At 66.8% G+C, this 19,508-nt stretch carries 16 protein-coding genes; 7 read left to right on the top strand and 9 right to left on the bottom strand.

Annotated features, from left to right (window positions below; translation table 11 throughout):
• Nucleotides 1–15: 15 nt before the first annotated feature.
• Nucleotides 16–1,848 (bottom strand): phosphogluconate dehydratase, encoded by a 1,833-nt coding sequence (gene edd, locus ABD022_RS12840; RefSeq protein WP_343821617.1) that lies wholly within the window; start codon nucleotides 1,846–1,848, stop codon nucleotides 16–18.
• A 185-nt stretch (nucleotides 1,849–2,033) separates the two neighbouring features.
• Here edd and ABD022_RS12835 point away from each other — a divergent pair, with 185 nt between their 5' ends.
• The 6 genes from ABD022_RS12835 to ABD022_RS12810 all read left to right on the top strand — a co-directional run bounded on the left by ABD022_RS12835 (nucleotide 2,034) and on the right by ABD022_RS12810 (nucleotide 10,301).
• Nucleotides 2,034–2,882, top strand: coding sequence for an SIS domain-containing protein (locus ABD022_RS12835; protein ID WP_343821616.1), 849 nt, complete (start codon nucleotides 2,034–2,036; stop codon nucleotides 2,880–2,882).
• A gap of 14 nt (nucleotides 2,883–2,896) precedes the next feature.
• Nucleotides 2,897–6,367, top strand: coding sequence for a transcription-repair coupling factor (mfd, locus tag ABD022_RS12830; protein ID WP_343821614.1), 3,471 nt, complete (start codon nucleotides 2,897–2,899; stop codon nucleotides 6,365–6,367).
• A 130-nt stretch (nucleotides 6,368–6,497) separates the two neighbouring features.
• Nucleotides 6,498–8,750 carry a TonB-dependent receptor gene (locus ABD022_RS12825; RefSeq protein ID WP_343821613.1) on the top strand — a complete coding sequence of 751 codons (2,253 nt, stop codon included), beginning with the start codon at nucleotides 6,498–6,500 and terminating at the stop codon, nucleotides 8,748–8,750.
• Nucleotides 8,751–8,877: 127 nt separating this feature from the next.
• Entirely contained in the window at nucleotides 8,878–9,558 is a 681-nt protein-coding gene (locus tag ABD022_RS12820; protein WP_343821611.1) for a Fe2+-dependent dioxygenase, read from the top strand.
• Between the two features lie 93 nt (nucleotides 9,559–9,651).
• Nucleotides 9,652–9,888, top strand: a complete 237-nt coding sequence (vapB, locus tag ABD022_RS12815) for a type II toxin-antitoxin system VapB family antitoxin (RefSeq protein WP_343821609.1) — start codon at nucleotides 9,652–9,654, stop codon at nucleotides 9,886–9,888.
• A complete protein-coding gene (locus ABD022_RS12810) occupies nucleotides 9,885–10,301 on the top strand; it encodes a type II toxin-antitoxin system VapC family toxin (RefSeq protein WP_343821607.1) in 417 nt (138 codons plus the stop codon). The genes vapB and ABD022_RS12810 overlap by 4 nt, the downstream gene beginning before the upstream one ends.
• Here ABD022_RS12810 and serB read toward each other — a convergent pair.
• Nucleotides 10,298–11,149: a phosphoserine phosphatase SerB gene (gene serB / locus ABD022_RS12805; protein ID WP_325124289.1), complete on the bottom strand. Its 852-nt coding sequence runs from the start codon at nucleotides 11,147–11,149 to the stop codon at nucleotides 10,298–10,300. The two genes, ABD022_RS12810 and serB, sit on opposite strands and share 4 nt — an antisense overlap.
• Before the next feature lie 158 nt (nucleotides 11,150–11,307).
• Between serB and ABD022_RS12800 the strand changes: the two genes are divergently transcribed.
• The gene (locus ABD022_RS12800) at nucleotides 11,308–12,405 is read left to right on the top strand and encodes an alpha-hydroxy acid oxidase (RefSeq protein ID WP_343821605.1); all 1,098 of its coding nucleotides are present in this window, start codon (nucleotides 11,308–11,310) and stop codon (nucleotides 12,403–12,405) included.
• 49 nt (nucleotides 12,406–12,454) lie between these two features.
• On the opposite strand, the gene ABD022_RS14840 is transcribed toward ABD022_RS12800, so the two are convergent.
• The 7 genes from ABD022_RS14840 to nuoI form a co-directional block, all read right to left on the bottom strand.
• Nucleotides 12,455–12,709: a DUF2818 family protein gene (locus tag ABD022_RS14840; RefSeq protein ID WP_414647405.1), complete on the bottom strand. Its 255-nt coding sequence runs from the start codon at nucleotides 12,707–12,709 to the stop codon at nucleotides 12,455–12,457.
• 292 nt (nucleotides 12,710–13,001) lie between these two features.
• Nucleotides 13,002–14,486 carry an NADH-quinone oxidoreductase subunit NuoN gene (gene nuoN, locus ABD022_RS12790; protein ID WP_343821603.1) on the bottom strand — a complete coding sequence of 495 codons (1,485 nt, stop codon included), beginning with the start codon at nucleotides 14,484–14,486 and terminating at the stop codon, nucleotides 13,002–13,004.
• A gap of 12 nt (nucleotides 14,487–14,498) precedes the next feature.
• Nucleotides 14,499–15,986 (bottom strand): NADH-quinone oxidoreductase subunit M, encoded by a 1,488-nt coding sequence (locus ABD022_RS12785; protein WP_343821601.1) that lies wholly within the window; start codon nucleotides 15,984–15,986, stop codon nucleotides 14,499–14,501.
• An 11-nt stretch (nucleotides 15,987–15,997) separates the two neighbouring features.
• Complete coding sequence (gene nuoL / locus ABD022_RS12780) at nucleotides 15,998–18,055, bottom strand: NADH-quinone oxidoreductase subunit L (RefSeq protein WP_343821599.1); 2,058 nt, start codon at nucleotides 18,053–18,055, stop codon at nucleotides 15,998–16,000.
• 7 nt (nucleotides 18,056–18,062) lie between these two features.
• A complete protein-coding gene (gene nuoK / locus ABD022_RS12775) occupies nucleotides 18,063–18,371 on the bottom strand; it encodes an NADH-quinone oxidoreductase subunit NuoK (RefSeq protein ID WP_269357303.1) in 309 nt (102 codons plus the stop codon).
• Nucleotides 18,368–18,994: an NADH-quinone oxidoreductase subunit J gene (locus ABD022_RS12770; protein ID WP_325124295.1), complete on the bottom strand. Its 627-nt coding sequence runs from the start codon at nucleotides 18,992–18,994 to the stop codon at nucleotides 18,368–18,370. Before ABD022_RS12770 ends, nuoK begins: the two co-directional genes overlap by 4 nt.
• Nucleotides 18,995–19,010: 16 nt before the next feature.
• A complete protein-coding gene (gene nuoI, locus ABD022_RS12765; protein WP_269357307.1) occupies nucleotides 19,011–19,499 on the bottom strand; it encodes an NADH-quinone oxidoreductase subunit NuoI in 489 nt (162 codons plus the stop codon).
• Between the last annotated feature and the right edge of the window lie 9 nt (nucleotides 19,500–19,508).

The following is a 19,508-nucleotide window of genomic DNA, read 5'->3' as shown; positions in this document are numbered from 1 at the left end:
CGGACGGACAGCGGCTCAGCGCTGTTCCCATTGCGGCCACTGGAAGAAAGAAGCGCCCTGCTCGGCCCCGTCCGCATGGGCGCGCGCCACGCCGAAAAGATCCCGGCCGATCCCCTGCGCGGATGCCCCGGGATCGAAGCCGGCCGGCTCGCGGGCCAGCCAGTCCTCGTCTCCCCGCACCGCCAGCGTTCCAGCGACCGCGTCCAGCCGCACGACATCCCCGTCGCGCAGGCGCGCCAGCGGTCCGCCCGCGCAGGCCTCGGGGGTGACGTGGATCGCGGCAGGCACCTTGCCCGAAGCGCCCGACATCCTGCCGTCGGTGACCAGCGCCACCCGGTACCCCCTGGACTGGAGCACGGACAATGCGGGCGTCAGCTGATGCAGTTCGGGCATGCCGTTGGCACGCGGCCCCTGGAAGCGCAGCACCGCCACCATGTCCCGATCCAGTTCGCCGCAGCCGAAAGCCTCGAGCAGCGCCGCCTGTGTCTCGAAGATCCTGGCGGGGGCCTCGACCACGCGATGCTCCGGCGCGACGGCCGACACCTTGATCACCGCGCGCCCCAGGTTGCCGCGCAACAGCTTGAGCCCGCCGTCCGGACTGAAGGGCGCATCCGCCGCGCGCAGCACCGACGCGTCCGCCGAAACGCGCGGGCCGTCTTCCCAGGACAAGGCGCCGTCACGCAGCACCGGCTGACGCGTATAGGCTTCCAGCCCGCGGCCCATGATGGTGTTCACTTCCTCGTGCAGCAATCCGGCTTCGCGCAGGCTGCGGATCAGGAAAGCCATGCCGCCCGCCGTCTGGAACTGGTTCACATCGGCGCCGCCGTTCGGATAGACGCGCGCCAGCAGCGGCACCACGGACGACAGGTCGGAAAAGTCGTCCCAGTCGATGGCGATGCCGGCGGCGCGGGCAACGGCCACCAGGTGCATGGTGTGGTTCGTGGACCCGCCGGTGGCCAGCAGGCCGACCATGCCATTGACCAGGGCGCGCTCGTCGACGATTTCGGCCACCGGCGTGAAGCGCCCGCCGCCCGCGGCCAGTCCCAGCGCATGGCGCGCGGCTTCGCGCGTCAGGGCCTCGCGCAGCGCCGTGCCAGGCGGCACGAACGAGGCCCCGGGCAAATGCAGGCCCATGATTTCCATCAGCATCTGGTTGGAATTGGCCGTGCCGTAGAAAGTACAGGTGCCGGGCGCGTGGTAGGCCCCCATTTCCGAAGCCAGCAAGGCATCGCGGCCCACTTCGCCCTGCGCGTGCAGCTGCCGCACCCGGGATTTTTCCTCGTTCGAGATGCCCGACGGCATCGGTCCGGCCGGCACGAAGACCACCGGCAGGTGGCCGAAGGAAAGCGCGCCGATCAGCATGCCGGGGACGATCTTGTCGCATACCCCGAGGCAGACCGCCGCATCGAACATCTGATGGCTGAGCGCGATCGCCGTGGACATGGCGATCACGTCGCGGGAAAACAGGCTCAGCTCCATGCCCGCCTGGCCCTGTGTGATGCCGTCGCACATCGCGGGAACCCCGCCGGCGAACTGTGCGCTGCCGCCGGCGGCAAACGCGGCCTGCTTGATCCAGACCGGATACCGCCCCAGCGGCTGGTGCGCCGAGAGCATGTCGTTGTAGGCGGACACGATGGCCAGGTTGGGCCGTTCGGATTGTGCCAGCCTCGCCTTGGCCTGCGCGGGCTCGGCCGCCAGGGCGTGGGCCAGGTTGGCGCATGCCAGCCCGGCGCGCTGTGTCTTTCTGCCATAGGCGGCACGGCTGCGCGCCAGGTAGCGTTCGCGGGTGGCGGCACTGCGGGCCAGGATGCGCGCAGTCACGGACTGGACAACGGGATGAAGGGTCACGGCTGTCTCCGGCAGAGGAAATGGGCGGATCACGCGTACAGTATAGGCCTATTTTTTAGTGGAACTACATTTTTAGGCAATAATAATCTTGTTGATGGTTATTATGTAATTCCACTACTTATCGGTTCCGGCACTCACGGGCCGCCACGCACGACGCCGGCGCCCGCCTTTATACTGATGCACTCATGAATACATCCATCCTGCCCGAGCTGCGCGCCCGCCTGCCCAGCCTGAGCCGTGCCGCCGCTCGCGTCGCGCGCCTGGCCATCGCCCATCCCGGCGATGTCGCGCGCATGACCATCGGCGAAATCGCCCGGGCAGCCGAAGTCAGCGAGCCCACGGTCATCCGCTTCTGCCGCGCGCTGGGCCTGGCGGGATGGCCCGACTTCAAGGTCCGGCTGGCCGCCAGCCTGATGGCCGGCGGGGTGCCCTACGTGCATTCCTCGCTGAAACCCGACGAAAGCGTGGCCGGCCTTGCCGGCAAAGTCTTCGACAACGCCGTCTCGGCGCTGCTGCGCGTGCGCGACGGGCTCGATCCCGCAGCGGTCGAATCGGCCATCGGCCTGCTGGCCCGGGCTCGCCGCATCGAGTTCTACGGCGTGGGCAACTCCGGCATCGTCGCCGCCGATGCGCAGCACAAGTTCTTCCGCTTCGACCTGCCGGTCGCAGCCTATTCCGACAGCCACGTCCAGGCCATGGCCGCTTCGCTGCTGGGCCCCGACGACGTGCTGACCGCCATCTCGCATTCCGGCCGTTCGCGCGAGCTGCTCGAAGCGGTCGGACTGGCGCGGGCCAACGGCTGCCCCATCATCGCCATCACCGCCTCCGGCACGCCCCTGGCCGAGGCGGCCACGCTGCACCTGCGCGCCGACACCCAGGAAGACACCGCGCTCTACAGCCCCATGATCTCGCGGCTGGCGCACCTGGCGATCATCGACGTGCTGGCCCTGGGCGTGGCCCTGCGGCGCGGCGACCAGGCCAGCCGGGTACTCGAGAAAACCAAGAAAAGCCTGATCGGCAAGCGCCGGCCGTAACTCCCGAACACCGCATGGATTCATCGATCACCCCCCTGTCACTGCCTTCGATCGGCCCGACCCTGGCCGCCCTGAGGCCCGGCCAGCGCTATGCCCTGCCCCGCCCGCCGGGTTCCGGCGACGCATTGCTGCTGGCCACCCTGGCCCGCGAGGCCCGGCACACCCTGGCCACCTTCTGCGCCGATCCGCTGGCCGCCCGGCGCCTGGCCGACGAAATCGCCCTGTTCGATTCCGACCTGCGCGTGCGTTTCCTGCCCGATTGGGAAACCCTGCCCTACGATGGCTTTTCCCCGCACCAGGACCTGATCTCCGAACGCCTGCGCACACTGCACGCCCTGAGCCAGGACGCCGTGGACATCCTGGTGGTGCCCGTCACCACCGCCCTGGTCCGGCTGGCGCCGCCCGCCTTCCTGGCGGCCTACACCTTCCACTTCCGCCAGGGCGACACCCTGGACGAGGACCGCCTGCGCACCCAGCTGACCCTGGCCAACTACAGCCACGTCACCCAGGTCGGTGCGCCCGGTGAATTCTGCATCCGCGGCGGCCTGATCGACCTGTTTCCCATGGGCTCGGCCCTGCCCTACCGCATCGACCTGTTCGACCGGGAAATCGAGTCCATCCGCAGCTTCGACGGCGACACCCAGCGCAGCCTGTATCCGGTGCGCGAGATCGAGCTGCTGCCCGGCCGCGAATTCCCCATGGACGAGGCCGCGCGCAACCGCTTCCGGGCGCGCTTTCGCGAAGTCTTCGAAGGCGATCCCTCGCGCGCCCTGCCCTACAAGGACATCGGCAACGGCATCGCGTTCGCCGGCATCGAATACTACCTGCCGCTGTTCTTCGAGCAGACGGCCACGCTGTTCGACTACCTGCCGCCCGACACCATGGCGATCACGCTGGGCGACGCCGCGGCGGCCATCGCGCGGTTCTCCCAGGACGCGCACAACCGCTGGCAATTCCTGAAATCCGATCCCGAACGCCCGGTGCTGCCGCCCGACGCCCTGTTCCTGGACGACGAGGCTTTCCACGCCCGCCTGCGCGACCTGGCCCGCCTGGCCCTGACCGACGAGGGCATCCATCCGGACTTCGCCTCCTGCCCGGCCGCCGCCGTCAACCGCCGCGCCGACGATCCGCTGGCCGACCTGCGCCGCCACCTGGATACCTCTGCATTGCGCACGGCGCTGTGCGTGGATTCCGCGGGCCGCCGGGAGACCATCGCCGAACTGCTGGCCGACTACCGCCTGAAGCCCGACGCCATCTTCGACACCTGGCAGGACTGGCTGCAGGGCGAACCGCAGCACCAAGGCCATTTTTCCCTGGTCGTCGCCCCGCTCTCCGGGGGCTTCCTGGCGCCGCCCGCCGGGCTGGCGGTGCTCACGGAAAACGACCTGTATCCCGCCCAGGCCGGCCGCCCGGCCCGCACGCGCCGCCGCCACGAGCGCAGCAGCGACGTCGACGCCATGGTGCGCGACCTGGCCGAACTGCACATCGGCGATCCGGTGGTGCACGTGCAGCACGGCATCGGCCGCTATCGCGGCCTGGTCAGCATGGACCTGGGCGAAGGCCCCATCGAACTCCTGCACCTGGAATACGCCCGGGACGCCACGCTGTACGTGCCGGTCTCGCAGCTGCACCTGATCGCCCGCTACAGCGGGGCCGATCCCGACCAGGCGCCGCTGCATCCCCTGGGCTCGGGTCAATGGGAAAAAGCCCGCCGCAAGGCCGCCCGCCAGGCCCGCGACACGGCCGCCGAACTGCTGGCCCTGTACGCCAAGCGGGCCGCCCGCGAAGGACTGCGGTTCAAGTTCCCCACCCGCGACTACCAGGCCTTCGCCGAAGGATTCGGCTTCGAGGAAACGCCCGACCAGGCCGCCGCCATCACGGCGGTGATCCAGGACATGACTTCCGGCCGCCCCATGGACCGCCTGGTCTGCGGCGACGTGGGCTTCGGCAAGACCGAAGTCGCCCTGCGCGCCGCATTCCTGGCCGTGATGAACGGTCGCCAGGTGGCGCTGCTGTGCCCCACCACCCTGCTGGCCGAACAGCACGCCCAGAACTTCGCCACCCGCTTCGCCGACTGGCCGGTGCGCATCGCCGAGCTCTCGCGCTTCCGTACCGGCAAGGAAACGGCCAAGGCCATCGAAGGCCTGGCCGAGGGCTCGGTGGACATCGTCATCGGCACGCACAAGATCCTGTCCAAGGACGTACGCTACAAGCAGCTGGGCCTGGTCATCATCGACGAAGAGCACCGCTTCGGCGTGCGCCAGAAGGAAGCCCTGAAGGCCCTGCGCGCCGAAGTCGACGTGCTGACCCTGACCGCCACGCCGATCCCCCGCACCCTGGGCATGTCCCTGGAAGGCATCCGCGACTTTTCCGTCATCGCCACCGCCCCGCAGAAGCGCCTGGCGATCAAGACCTTCGTGCGGCGCGAGGACGGCAGCACGATCCGCGAGGCCATCCTGCGCGAACTCAAGCGCGGCGGGCAGGTCTATTTCCTGCACAACGAGGTCGAGACCATCCACAACCGCCGCGCACGGCTGGAAGAGCTCGTTCCCGAGGCCCGCATCGCCGTCGCCCATGGACAGATGGCCGAGCGCGAGCTCGAGGAAGTCATGAAAGGCTTCTACCAGCAGCGCTTCAACGTGCTGCTGTGCACCACCATCATCGAGACCGGCATCGATGTGCCGTCGGCCAACACCATCATCATCCATCGCGCCGACAAGCTCGGCCTGGCGCAGCTGCACCAGCTGCGCGGCCGGGTGGGCCGATCCCACCACCAGGCCTACGCCTACCTGCTGACCCCGGGCGAGGACGCCATCACTTCCAACGCCAGGAAACGCCTGGAGGCCATCCAGTCCATGGAAGAACTGGGCGCCGGCTTCTTCCTCGCCATGCACGATCTGGAGATCCGCGGCAGCGGCGAAGTGCTGGGCGAATCGCAGTCCGGCAACATCCAGGAAATCGGCTACAGCCTGTACAACGACATGCTGGCCGCCGCCGTGCGCGCCCTGAAATCGGGCGAAGAACCCGACCTGGAATCCCCGTTCGGCAGCCAGTGCGAGGTCAACCTGCATGCCCCGGCGCTACTGCCGTCGGACTACTGCACCGATGTCCAGGCCCGGCTGGGCCTGTACAAACGCCTGGCGCACGCCGCCGATGCAGACACGCTCGCCCTGCTGCAGGAAGAGCTGATCGACCGCTACGGCAAGCTGCCCGAGGCCGGCCAGACCCTGCTGTCGCTGCACCGCCTGCGGCTGCTGGCCGAGCCGCTGGGCGTGATCAAGATCGACGCCGGCGAAACCCAGGCCTCGATCCAGTTCGCCGCCCAACCCAATGTCGATCCGATCCGCATCATCGAGCTGGTCCAGCAGGACCGCCAGGTCCGGCTGCACGGCCCCGACCGCCTGAAGATCACCTTCGGCGGCACCGTCGACGTGCCCGGCCGCGTGCAGAAACTGCGCGGGCTGCTGCAAAGGCTGGCGGAATGAGCGCCATCCAGGCATAGGGATCGGACCCGCTCGCACCCGCCCTCCACGATTCCTTCACATTTCGATCATTTTCAAATAAAATGCGACTCATTCTTATTAACGTTCTTATAATTTTTCACTGGAGAAGCTCTTGGCATCGCACCCTTCCGCCTCCCGGACCCTGTTAGGTTCGTCCCTGGCCCTGGCACTCGCCGCTCCGGGAACCCTTCTGCCCACAGGCGCCCAGGCGCAGACCGCGGACAAACCCGCCACCTTGAGCCCCGTGACGGTCCAGGGCGATCGGGGCGACAGCTACAAGACCGACGAGGCCTCCCAGGCCAAGTTCACCGCACCGCTGCTGGACACACCCAAATCCGTCCAGATCATTCCCCAGGCCATCATCCAGGACACCAACGCCACCTCGCTGGAAGACGTGCTGCGCAACTCGCCGGGCATCACCTTCGGCGCCGGTGAAGGCGGCCAGCCGCTGGCCGACCGGCCGTTCATCCGCGGCGCATCCTCGGCCAGCAACATCTACGTCGACGGCGTGCGCGACGCCGGCGGCCAGACGCGCGAGATCTTCAACCTGGAGAGCGTGGAAGTCATCCGCGGCGCCGATTCCGCCCTGGGCGGCCGCGGCACGGGCGGCGGCAGCATCAACCTGACCAGCAAGCACGCCCACCTGGGCGATGCCGCCAGCGCCAGCCTGGGCATCGGCACCGACAAATATTTCCGCGCCACCGCCGACGGCAACTGGCAATTCAACGACACCTCGGCCTTCCGCCTGAACGTCATGGGCGCGTCGGGCGACATGCCCGGCCGCAGCGCGGTGGACTACAAGAACTGGGGCGTGGCCCCCACGATTTCCTTCGGCCTGGGCACGCCCACGCGCGCCTCGATCAGCTACTACCACTACCAGACCGACGGGATGCCGGATTACGGGGTGCCGGTGATCCGCCAGACAGCGACACGCAACTTCCCCTACATGACCGACGACGGTATTCTGGACGTGGATCGCGACACCTTCTATGGCGTCTACGACCGGGACTACCGCAAGACGCAGGCGGACATCGGCACCATCGAGATCGAGCACGACATCACCGATCGCCTGACGGTGCGCAACGCCACCCGCTACGGCGAAACCCTGAACGATTACGTCCTGACCAATCCGGGCGACGGGCAGGTGAAATACGACCCGGGCACGAACCAGTACTGGCTGCTGCGGGGCCTGAAATCCCGCTGGCAGAAAAGCACCACCCTGGCCAATGTCACCGAACTGACGGGCGCATTCGAAACCGGCAGCCTGAAGCACAGCTTCAACACCGGGATCGAATTGTCCCGGGAGACAACGAAGAACGCCAGCTACAACGTCAGCACCACCACCGGCTCGGCCTGCCCTGCAGTATTTGCCGGCAAGATGGATTGCACCCCCCTCTTCAACCCCAATCCCAACGATCCCTGGTCGGGCAGCATCACACGCGGCCCGCTGAGCCTGGATGCCAAGTCCACCACGCAGGCGGCCTACTTCTTCGACAGCATCGAATTGAACGAGCAGTTCTCGATCAATGCGGGCCTGCGCTACGACCGATACAAGATTTCCGGAACCAGCGGCGACGACTACTCCGAAGGTTCCTGGAACATGTTCAACTACCAGTTGGGCCTGGTCTACAAACCGGCCCCCAACGGCAGCATCTACGTCAGCTACGCGACGGCATCCACCCCGCCCTCGATGTCAGGCGGCGATCAGGACAGCCTGTCGATGGGCCGTAACAATCCGACCAAGGTGGGGGATCTCAAACCGGAAAAAAGCCGCACCATCGAGCTGGGCACCAAATGGAATCTGCTGGATGATCGGCTGGGTCTGACCGCCGCCATCTTCGATAACGAACGACGCGATGCGCAGATCGAGGTCGATCCGGGTGTTTTCGCCCAGGCAGGCAAGACCCGCGTGCGAGGCCTGGAACTCGGCATCAACGGCAAGATCACGCCGAAGTGGGCGGTCTATGGCGGCTATGCGTACCTGGACAGCAAGCTGGTGAAGGGGGCCTACAGCAACGTCAACGAAGGCGACCCCCTGACCAACACGCCCAAGCACAGCTTCAGCCTGTGGACCACCTACAAGGCTCTGCCGCCGCTCACCGTGGGCGCGGGTGCCTACTATGTCGGCAAGACCTACGGCGGCTCGGGCCAGGGCACGGCAGGCGGCGGCGCCTCCGGCACCTACATGCCCGCCTACTGGCGCTTCGACGCCATGGCTGCCTACCAGGTCAACAAGCACTTCAGCCTGCAGCTGAATGCCCTGAACCTGACCGACAAGGTGTACTACGCCCACAACAACGGCAATCACCACGCCGACTTCGGACCCGGCCGCCAGGTCATCCTGACCGCCAACCTGAAGTACTGATCCAGAACCAGGATGGCCTCTTGCACGCCCCCGCCGCGCCGGGGGCGTGCCGCGCAATGCGGCAGGGTAGAATCCCCGAAGACATCATCCGCAAGCCCTAATCCGCCTCAAGGGGCACGCTTCCGCCATGCTCATCACCATTCCCGATCTGCTGCCGCCCGACGTGGTCCGGCAATGCCGCGCCGAACTCGAAGCGGCCCGCTGGACGGATGGCGGCCTGACCGCCGGCCATGTGGCGGCCCACGTCAAGTCCAACCGCCAGCTGGCGCTGGACGACCCGGCCGGCGCGCGGATCGGCGCACTGATCGTGGATGCCCTGGGCCGCAATCCCCTGTTCATGTCCGCCGCGCTTCCCGCGCGCATCCTGCCACCCCGGTTCAACCGCTACGAAGGCGGCGAGCACTACGGCTTCCACATCGACAACGCGATCTTCCAGGTGCCCGGAGAACCCGCGCGCATCCGCAGCGACGTGTCCACCACGGTGTTCTTCAGCAATCCGGACGAATATGAAGGCGGTGAATTGGTCATCCAGGACACCTATGGCGAACAGCGTGTCAAGCTGCCCGCCGGCCACGCCGTGGTCTACCCCGGCACCAGCCTGCACCGCGTCGATCCCGTCACCCGGGGCGTGCGCTACGGCTCGTTCTTCTGGACCCAGAGCCTGGTGCGCGACGACGGCCGCCGCGCCCTGCTGCTGGACCAGGACATCGCCATCCAGCGCCTGATCCAGTCTGGCGCCGACGCCGAAATCGTCGCGCAACTGACCGGCGTGTATCACAACCTGCTGCGCATGTGGTCCGAGCTGTAGGGCATGTCATGGGGTCGCACCTGATTGCTTGACCCATAACATATGCCAGGCATATGCTATGTGATGAAGACGGTTTCGAGTCAGGGGGTCACCATGCGCACCGCATCCATCTTCCGCAACAACAAGAACCAGGCCGTCCGAATCCCGCGCGACCTGGAATTCCAGGGCGTGTCCGAAGTGGAAATCATCCAGCAGGGCAACGCGCTGCTGCTGCGTCCCTGCCGGCCGTCCTGGACCTCGCTGCGGGATGTTTCCGCGACGGACGGCGACTTCCTGGCACACCGCCCGGATATCATCGAGGAGAACGACCCCTTCGGTGAAGACAGATGAACCGCACGACCTACATGCTGGATACCAATATCTGTTCCTACATCATGCGCCAGCGCCCGGAAACCGTGCTGCGGCAACTGGAACAGGCCAGCACGCTGCAGCATCGCATCGTGGTATCTGCAATCACCTATGCGGAGCTGCGTTTCTGTGCCAGCAGCGCCAAGGCATCTCCCAGGATCACTCCCATGGTGGACGCCTTCGTGCAGCGGCTCGACGCCATCCTGCCCTGGGACGCCGCCGCCGTCGATGAAACCGCGCAAATCCGCCGGTATCTGGAAGAAAAGGGTATCCCGATTGGCCACAACGACGCAGCCATCGCCGGACACGCGCTCTCGCAGGCATGTACGCTCATCACACACAATACCCGCGAATTCCAGCGCGTTCCTCGCCTGATCTCGGAAGACTGGTCCTAATGCCGTAGCCTGAACCAGTTCAGCACCGCGTCCAGCGGGCTGTAGTCCAGGGCGAAGCGGGCCTGGGCGCGCACCACGGGCTTGGCCCGGTAGGCCACGGAATAATACGCCTGCGACATCATCGGCAGGTCGTTCGATCCATCGCCCAGCACGATGATCTGCTCCGGCGCCGCGCCCGTGGATTCGGCCAGTTCACGCACGTGCCGCGCCTTGGCCGCGCCGTCGACGATGTCGCCCAGCACCCGGCCCGTGAGCACGCCGTCCACGACTTCCAGGGTATTCGCATGGGCCTCGTCCAGCGCCAGCCCCCGGCGCAGCCGCTCGGTGAAAAAGGTGAATCCGCCGGACACCAGGATCGTCTTCAGGCCATGGGCGCGCGCCACTTCGATCAGGCGCTCGGCGCCCGGATTCAACCGCAGGCGCTCGGCGAAAACCTGTTCCAGCGCGGTTTCCGGCACGCCGCGCAGCAGGGCCACGCGACGGCGCAGGCTTTCGGCAAAATCCCTGATCTCGCCGCGCATGGCGGCTTCGGTGATGGCGGCGACTTCGGCCTTGCGTCCCACCGCATCGGCGATCTCGTCGATGCACTCGATGTTGACCAGGGTGGAATCCATGTCCATGGCCAGCACCCGGCAATCACCGAGACGATGCACCGTGTCCAGCCAGGCCGCATCCATGCGGGCGGCAGCGGCCTGCGCCAGGGCCTCGTCCCTGCTGTCCGGATCCACATCCAGCAGGCGTACGGCGGTGGGGCCCAGTTCCTGGACTCCGCCTGCGCAGGCGACGGCGGCAAGCCGTTCGATGTCCGCAGCCATCAGGCTCGGGGCCTGCAGGATGATGTGTGCCATGTGGAAAGTCCTCGGGATTCAGCGCGGCCATTTTACCGTCAGTCCGCATCGCGCCTCGCACCGTCACCCGCCTCGAATTCAGAGCACGGCCTCGAGCCCCGCCGTCAGCGACTCTGTGGCATCCTTCATGCTTCACTCACGACACTGATGCCCCGCCCATGACCGCTCCGCTCTGCGCCCAGGATTACGCCGAACTGGCCCGCGCACGCCTGGATCCGGCAATCTGGGCCTGGCTGGAATCCGGCGGCGCGGATGAGCGCACGGCTCGCGCCAATATCGATGCCTGGCCGGCCCTGCAGCTGCGCGGCCGCGCACTGCGGCCGTTGGCCGGCGCCCATACCCGCCTGGAACTGAACGGCCAGGCCCTGGCGCATCCGATCCTGATCGCGCCCACAGCCTGGCATGGCCTGGTCCACCCCGACGGCGAAACCGCCACGTCCCTGGCCGCCGCCGCAACCGGCACGCCCTACATCCTGAGCGCGCAATCCGGCACCGCCATCGAGACCCTGGCCGCGCTGCCGGAACCGCCCCTGCTCTGGTTCCAGCTGTATGCCCAGCGCCGCCGCGAGGACACCCTGGCCCTGGCGACCCGCGCCTTGCAGGCCGGCGCACGCGCCCTGGTCCTGACGGTGGACGCACCCGTCAACGGCGTGCGCAACGCCGAACAGCGCAGCGGCTTCCGCGTGCCCGATACGATCCGCTCCGTGCACCTGGACGGCCTTTCGCCGCCCGCCGCGCGGCCGGCGCCCCCGGGCGGCAGCCCGCTGTTCGGCAGCGGATTGCTCGAGTCCGCGCCTACCTGGGACGACGTGGCATGGCTGCGCGACCGGCTGCCCGCCGGCACGCCGCTGTGGCTCAAGGGCATCCTGGACCCGGAAGACGCGCTCCTGGCGCTGGCACACGGCGTCGACGGCCTGATCGTCTCCAATCACGGCGGCCGCTGCCTGGACACCCTGCCCGCCACCTGCGATGCCCTGCCCGCCGTGGCGCAGGCCGTGGCAGGCCGCATTCCCCTGCTGGTGGATGGCGGCATCCGGCGCGGCACGGACATCCTCAAGGCGCTGGCGCTGGGCGCCCGGGGTGTGCTGATCGGCCGGCCCGTCCTGCACGCACTGGCGGCGGGCGGCGCACCGGCACTGGCGCACCTGGTCCAGGTGCTGCGTGGGGAACTGGAAGTGGCGATGGCCCTGACGGGCTGCCGCACGCTGGGGGATATCGGCCCGGGCGTGCTATGGGTGCCGGGTCAGGCGGCGTAGCAGGCGGCAGAAGCGCCGGGCCGGATGTCCGCCGGCCCGCAAGGCCGCCTCAGCGTGAGCGGCGGCGCAGCATGTAGCGCCAGACGAAGCCCGGGTAGCCCAGCACCAGGAACAGGGCCAGGGTCACTGCGTAGAATTCCCAGCGCTGCGGAAAGGCATTGCCCAGGTTCAGTTCCAGGGCAAAGCCCAGCGTGCCGACCAGCACGTAGCCCACCAGGACCTCCAGCAGGCGATCGAAAAACGACTTGGACCCGCCGGCGGCGGGCTGCGGGTTGCCGGAACGGCCCGGCAGCGCCAGGAGCAGCCCCGCCAGCAGCAGGCTCGCCAGCAGTTTCAGCAGGAACAGCCCCAGTTCCGCTCCGCCGCCGACGTAGGTGCCGCCGAGCAGTTTCAGGGTGCCCCAGGACCACAGGGCCAGCCCGGCCAGAAAGGCCAGGCCCAGGCTCCAGCGCACCAGGCCGGGCAGATTGCCGCCCCAGGACCAGGGCCAGGGCGCCAGCCGCCGTTCCATCAGGAACGGCAGGTTGGCCATGACCAGGGCGCAGAAGATGACGGTCCAGACCGCCGCCGTCAGGGACATGAAGTCAGGCGCCCGGTCAGAAGGCCAGCGACTGGCGGATGACGTCCACGCACAGGGACATCAGGCCGCCCGGCAGGATCCCCAGGCCGATCACCAGCAGACCGTTCAGGGACATCACGCCGCGCGTGGCCAGCGTGCCGGAGCCCAGCGTGACGCTGTCCTGGGGTTCGTCGAAATAGGCCACCTTGACCACGCGCAGGTAGTAGAAGGCGCCGATCAGCGAGCATAGCACGGCGAACACGGCCAGCCAGACATGGCCGGCGCCGACCACGGCCTGCAGCACCACCAGCTTGGCATAGAAGCCCGACAGCGGCGGAATGCCCGCCAGCGAGAACATGGACAGCAGCAGCACGCCGGCCAGCAGCGGATTGCGGCGGTTCAGGCCCTTGAGGTCGGAGATTTCCTCGCACTCGAAACCCTGGCGCGACAGCAGCAGGATCAGGCCGAAGGTGGACAGCGTGGTCAGCACGTAGATGACCACGTAGAACAGCGAGGAACCGTAGGCTGCGGCACTGGCGCCCGCCTGGCCTTCGTACACGCCCGACAGCAGCCCCAGGAACACGAAGCCCATCTGGCCGATGGTGGAATAGGCCAGCATGCGCTTGAAGTTGGTCTGGGCGATGGCGACGATGTTGCCGACGGCCAGCGACAGCACGGCCAGGATCAGCAGCATCGGCTGCCAGTCCACCGCGATGCCGTGCAGGGCTTCGATCAGCAGGCGCAGCGTGATGGCGAAGGCGGCGAACTTGGGCGCCGAGCCCACCAGCAGCGTGACCGTGGTCGGCGCTCCCTGGTAGACGTCGGGCGTCCACATGTGGAAGGGGGCGGCGGTCATCTTGAAGGCCAGGCCCGAGACGATGAACACCACGCCGAACACCAGCGGCATGCGGTCGGCGCCGCCGTCGCGGATCACCTGGGCGATCTCGGCGAGGCCCAGCTGGCCGGTGGCGCCATAGATCATGGACATGCCGTAGAGCAAGATGCCGGAAGCCAGGCAGCCCAGCACGTAGTACTTCATCGCGGCCTCGGTGGAGGTCAGGTGATCGCGGCGCAGCGCCACCAGGCCATACAGGGCGAAGGACATCAGTTCAACGCCCAGGTACACCGTCAGCATGCTGCCGGCCGAGATCATGACGAATCCGCCCAGCAGGGTCAGCAACGCCAGGGAATACAGCTCGCCGCCGCGGGCCACCATGTCGCGCTTCTCGGCATAGGCGCGGCCGTAGATCAGCGTCACGCCCATGGCGATCGCCGACAGGATCTTCAGGAAATGGCCCAGCGAATCCGCCACGTACAGGCTGCTGAAGGTGCGGCCCTGCGTGGCCTCGCCCCACTGCCCCCAGGACACCAGGATGACGACCAGCAGCGTGCCCATGGTCAGCATGAAGGTCATGCGCCGCGTGGGCTCGTTGCCGAAGGCGTCGATCAGCAGCACGGCCCCGGTCAGCACCAGCAGAACGATCTCGGGAGTCGCCAGCGCGAAGTCGAAAAGATTATGCATAGTGTTTCCGGCCTACAGTTTCGAGATGGACACGTGCTGCAGCAAGGCTTGCACCGAAGGATGCATCAGGTCCGTGAAGGGCTTGGGATAGATGCCCATGAACAGCGTCAGGATGGCCAGCAGGCCCAGGATCAGGAACTCGCGGCTGCACAGATCGGACATGCCGTCGACCTGCTCGTTGGCCACGGGCCCGAAGGCCACGCGCTTGACCATCCACAGGGAATAGCCCGCGCCCCAGATCAGCGCCGTGGCGGCCAGCAGGCCGATCCAGAAGTCGTACTGCACCGCGCCCAGGATCACCGTGAATTCGCCGATGAAGCCGCTGGTGCCCGGCAGGCCCGCGTTGGCCATGGAAAACAGCACGAAGTACGTGACGAAGCGCGGCATGCGGTGCACCACCCCGCCATAGGCGTCGATGCGGCGCGTGTGCAGGCGGTCGTACATGACGCCGATGCACATGAACATGGCGCCCGACACGAAGCCGTGCGAGATCATCTGGATGATGGCGCCTTCCATGCCGGTGACGTTGAACAGGAAGAAGCCCAGGGTGACGAAGCCCATGTGCGCCACGGACGAATACGCCACCAGCTTCTTCATGTCGTCCTGGACGATGGCGACCAGGCCGATGTAGATCACCGCGATCAGCGACAGTGCGATCATCAGGCCCGCCAGGCTGTGCGAAGCGTCGGGCGCGATCGGCAGCGAGAAACGCAGGAAGCCGTAGGCGCCCAGCTTCAGCATGATCGCCGCCAGCACGATGGAGCCGCCCGTGGGCGCCTCGACGTGGGCGTCCGGCAGCCAGGTGTGCACCGGCCACATCGGCACCTTGACCGCGAAGGCGGCCAGCAGCGCCACGAAGATGAAGACCTGCTCGGTGTAGCTCAGGGGCAGCTTGTGCCAGGTCGCCACATCGAAGGACCCGCCCGAGGCGTGCCACAGGTAGATGAAGGCGATCAGGGTCAGCAGCGAACCCATCAGGGTGTAGAGGAAGAACTTGAAGGCGGCGTACACGCGGTTCGGTCCGCCCCAGGCGCCGATGATGATGTACATCGGGATCAGGGTCGCCTCGAAGAACACGTAGAACAGCATGCCGTCCAGGGCGCAGAACACCCCGACCATCAGGCCCGACAGGATCAGGAAGGCGGCCATGTACTGGGCCACGCGCGACTTGATGACTTCCCAGCCGGCCAGCACCACGATGATGGTGATGAAGGCCGTCAGCAGCACGAACCACACCGAGATGCCGTCGATCCCCAGGTGGTAGTTGAGGTTGAAGGCCTCGATCCACGGCGCCTTTTCGACGAACTGCATGTCGGCCGTGCCGGGATCGAAACCGGTGTACAGGGGGATGGTCACCAGCAGCCCGGCGATGGAGCCGACCAGCGACAACACCCGGGCCGGACCCGGATTGTCGTCCCGGCCGATCAGCAGCACCAGCAGCCCGAAGAAGATCGGGACGAAGATCGAGAGGGTCAGCCAGGGGAGTGTAGAGGACGCCATTTCGCTAGCCATCAGTGAACCATCAAGACGAAGAAAGTGAGAAACACCATGATGCCGATGATCATGGCGAAGGCGTAGTGATAGATGTAGCCGGACTGCAGCAGGCGGGCCGCGGAAGCCGCAGCCCCCACCAGGCGCGCACTGCCGTTGATGATCAGCCCGTCGATCAGGCCACGGTCGCCGCCCTGCCACAGGCCGCGTCCCAGGGCGCGGGCAAAGCGGGCGATGACGTTCTCATTGAACCAGTCGAAGTAGTACTTGTTGTCCAGCAGGCGGTAGACCGGCGCCAGGCTGCGCGCCAGCGCGGCGGGCACCGACGGGTTCACCAGCCAGCAGTACCAGGCGACCACGAAGCCGGCCAGCAGCAGCAGGAACGGCACCGAAGTGAAGCCGTGCAGCGCGAAGGCCACCCAGCCGTGCCATTCGTGGGCCAGCTCGGCCATGGCCGGATGGTGGGACGCCACCGTGATGGCCTGGCCGAAGTAGCCGTCGAACAGCAGCGGGTCGATGAACCACACCCCCGCGACCACCGACATCACCGCCAGCAGCGCCAGCGGCAGCGTCACCACCCAGGGGGATTCCTTGGGCAGGCCGCCGCCATGATGATCGTCGTGGCCGTGATCGCCGTGCGCGTCGTGCCCATGGGCCGCCAGGGTGCGGCCTTCGTCGTGGTGGACGTGGGCCGGCCCATGCACGGTGTCGAAGCGTTCCTTGCCGTGGAAGACCAGGAAGTACAGGCGGAAGGAATACAGCGAGGTCACGAACACGCCGCACAGCGTGGCGTAGTAGGCGAAACTTGCCCCCCAGACATTGGCGGCGCCAGCGGCCTCGATGATGTGTTCCTTGGAATAGAAGCCCGAGAAGAACGGCGTGCCCACCAGGGCCAGCGTGCCGATCAGCATGGTGATCCAGGTGACCGGCATGTACTTGCGCAGGCCGCCCATGTGGCGCATGTCCTGGTCATGGTGCATGCCCAGGATCACCGAGCCCGCGCCCAGGAACAGCAGCGCCTTGAAGAAGGCGTGCGTCATCAGGTGGAAGATGGCCACCGGGTAGGCCGACGCGCCCAGCGCCACCGTCATGTAGCCCAGCTGCGACAGCGTGGAATAGGCCACCACGCGCTTGATGTCGTTCTGCACCACGCCCAGGATGCCCAGGAACAGCGCGCCGATGGCGCCGATCACGATGATCACGGACAGCGCCGTGGGCGACATCTCGAACACGGGCGAAAAGCGGGCCACCATGAAGATCCCGGCCGTCACCATCGTGGCGGCGTGGATCAGGGCGGAAATCGGCGTCGGGCCTTCCATGGAATCGGGCAGCCAGACGTGCAGCGGCGCCTGGGCGGACTTGCCCATGGCGCCCACGAACAGCGCCAGGCAGGTCACGGTCAGCAGGTGCCACTCGGTGCCCGGGAACAGCAGGCCGGAAAGACGTTCGACCTGGGCGAAGACTTCCGCGTAGTTCAGGCTGCCGGTGTAGGCGTACAGCAGGCCGATCCCCAGCACGAAGCCGAAGTCGCCCACCCGGTTCACCATGAAGGCCTTGAGGTTGGCGAACACCGCGGACGGGCGGCCGTAGTAGAAGCCGATCAGCAGGTAGGACACCAGGCCCACGGCTTCCCAGCCGAAGAACAGCTGCAGCATGTTGTTCGACATCACCAGCATGAGCATGGAGAACGTGAACAGCGAGATGTACGAGAAGAAGCGCTGGTAGCCCGGATCATCGGACATGTAGCCGATGGTGTAGACGTGCACCATCAGCGACACCGAGGTCACCACCACCATCATCAGCGCCGTCAGCGGATCGATCAGGAAACCGATCTCGAACTTGACCGAACCGATCAGGGACCAGGTGTAGACCGTGCCTTCGAAGGTCTGGCCGTCGAGCACCTGCTGCAGGACCAGCAGCGAGCCGGCAAAGGAAACCGCCACCCCCAGGATGGTCAGCATGTGGGAGCCGCGGCGCCCCAGCCACGACCCCAGGAAGCCCGTGCCGAAGAGGCCGGCGACCACGGCGGTGGCCAGCGGCGCCAGCGCGATCAAGAGATACAGATTCTGTGCGGACATGGCTTGACTACCCCTTCAGCTGGTCGAGCTTGTCGACGTTGATGGTGCTGAGATTACGGAACAGGAGCACCAGGATCGCCAGCCCGATGGCGGCTTCGGCGGCGGCCACGGTCAGCACGAAGAACACGAAGATCTGCCCGGCGGGGTCGCCCGACCCGATGGAAAAGGCGACGAAGTTCATGTTGGCCGCCAGCAGGATCAGCTCGATCGACATCAGCAGCACGATCAGGTTGCGGCGGTTCAGGAAGAAGCCGAACACGCCCATGGCGAACAGGATCGCCCCGACGATCAGGTAATGGCTCAGGCCTATGGTCATTTTTGGGCTCCTTCGGATTGCGCATCGGCCGTCTCGACCTGCGCAGGCATGCTCACCAGCCGCACCCGGTCGGCGGCGCGCACGCGCACCTGCTTGCCGGGATCGGTCCGCTTGTAGTCGCCGCGCTTGCGCAGGGTCAGCGCAATGGCGCAGATCATGCCCACCAGCAGCACCACCCCGCCGATCTCGACGGCGTAGGCATACTGGGTGTACATCGCCGTGCCCAGCGCCAGGGTGTTGTCGAAATCATCGGCCGGCACGGGCAGCGCCGGGGCGTCGCCCCAGGAACGCAGCAGCACGAAAGCCATTTCCAGCACCATGATCCCGCCGATGGTCAGGCCCAGCGGCAGGTAGACCTTGAGGCCCTGCTTGAGGCCCTCGGTGCGCATGTCCAGCATCATGACGACGAACAGGAACAGCACCATCACGGCGCCGACATAGACGATCACCAGCACCAGCGCCAGGAATTCCGCCTGGATCAGCATCCACATCATGGACGCGGTGAAGAAGGTGAGGATCAGGTGCAGCACGCCGGTCACGGGGCTGGTGGCCGTGATGACGCGGAACGCCGCCACGACCAGCACGATGGCCAGCAGGTAGAACAGAACGGTATCGAAACTCATGGTCGGTATCCCGGCATCAACGGTAGGGCGCGTCGGCGGCGCGGCGGGCCGCGATTTCCGACTCGTAGCGGTCGCCCACGGCCAGCAGCATGTCCTTGGTGTAGTACAGGTCGCCGCGCTTCTCGCCATGGTATTCATGCAGGTGCGTTTCCACGATGGCGTCCGTGGGACAGGCTTCTTCGCAGAAGCCGCAGAAGATGCACTTGGCCAGGTCGATGTCGTAGCGCGTGGTGCGGCGCGTGCCGTCTTCACGCTGGTGCGACTCGATCGTGATGGCCAGGGCCGGGCAGACGGCTTCGCACAGCTTGCAGGCAATGCAGCGTTCCTCGCCGTTGGCGTAGCGGCGCTGCGCATGCAGGCCGCGGAACCGCGGCGAGGCCGGCGTCTTCTCCATCGGGTAGCGCAGCGTGATCTTGCGCTTGAAGAAGTATTTGCCCGTCAGCCGCATGCCTTCGAGCATTTCCTTCAGCATCAGGCTGCCGAAGAAATCCTTGATCGCTTCCATCTCGTACCC

Source organism: Castellaniella daejeonensis, from assembly GCF_039523555.1.
Lineage (GTDB): Bacteria > Pseudomonadota > Gammaproteobacteria > Burkholderiales > Burkholderiaceae_B > Castellaniella > Castellaniella daejeonensis.
The sequence above is the reverse complement of the archived record's forward strand: the minus strand, read 5'-3'. Positions and strand labels throughout refer to the sequence as shown.

Bases quoted from the DNA above. Each gene is read 5' to 3' on its own strand.
- nuoK (WP_269357303.1), bottom strand. From the start codon at position 18,371: ATGACCATAGGCCTGAGCCATTACCTGATCGTCGGGGCGATCCTGTTC.
- serB (WP_325124289.1), bottom strand. From the start codon at position 11,149: ATGGCACACATCATCCTGCAGGCCCCGAGCCTGATGGCTGCGGACATC.
- nuoI (WP_269357307.1), bottom strand. From the start codon at position 19,499: ATGGAAGCGATCAAGGATTTCTTCGGCAGCCTGATGCTGAAGGAAATG.
- ABD022_RS12810 (WP_343821607.1), top strand. From the start codon at position 9,885: ATGAACCGCACGACCTACATGCTGGATACCAATATCTGTTCCTACATC.
- nuoN (WP_343821603.1), bottom strand. From the start codon at position 14,486: ATGCATAATCTTTTCGACTTCGCGCTGGCGACTCCCGAGATCGTTCTG.
- ABD022_RS12800 (WP_343821605.1), top strand. From the start codon at position 11,308: ATGACCGCTCCGCTCTGCGCCCAGGATTACGCCGAACTGGCCCGCGCA.
- vapB (WP_343821609.1), top strand. From the start codon at position 9,652: ATGCGCACCGCATCCATCTTCCGCAACAACAAGAACCAGGCCGTCCGA.
- ABD022_RS12770 (WP_325124295.1), bottom strand. From the start codon at position 18,994: ATGAGTTTCGATACCGTTCTGTTCTACCTGCTGGCCATCGTGCTGGTC.
- ABD022_RS12835 (WP_343821616.1), top strand. From the start codon at position 2,034: ATGAATACATCCATCCTGCCCGAGCTGCGCGCCCGCCTGCCCAGCCTG.
- mfd (WP_343821614.1), top strand. From the start codon at position 2,897: ATGGATTCATCGATCACCCCCCTGTCACTGCCTTCGATCGGCCCGACC.
- ABD022_RS12785 (WP_343821601.1), bottom strand. From the start codon at position 15,986: ATGGCGTCCTCTACACTCCCCTGGCTGACCCTCTCGATCTTCGTCCCG.
- nuoL (WP_343821599.1), bottom strand. From the start codon at position 18,055: ATGTCCGCACAGAATCTGTATCTCTTGATCGCGCTGGCGCCGCTGGCC.
- ABD022_RS12820 (WP_343821611.1), top strand. From the start codon at position 8,878: ATGCTCATCACCATTCCCGATCTGCTGCCGCCCGACGTGGTCCGGCAA.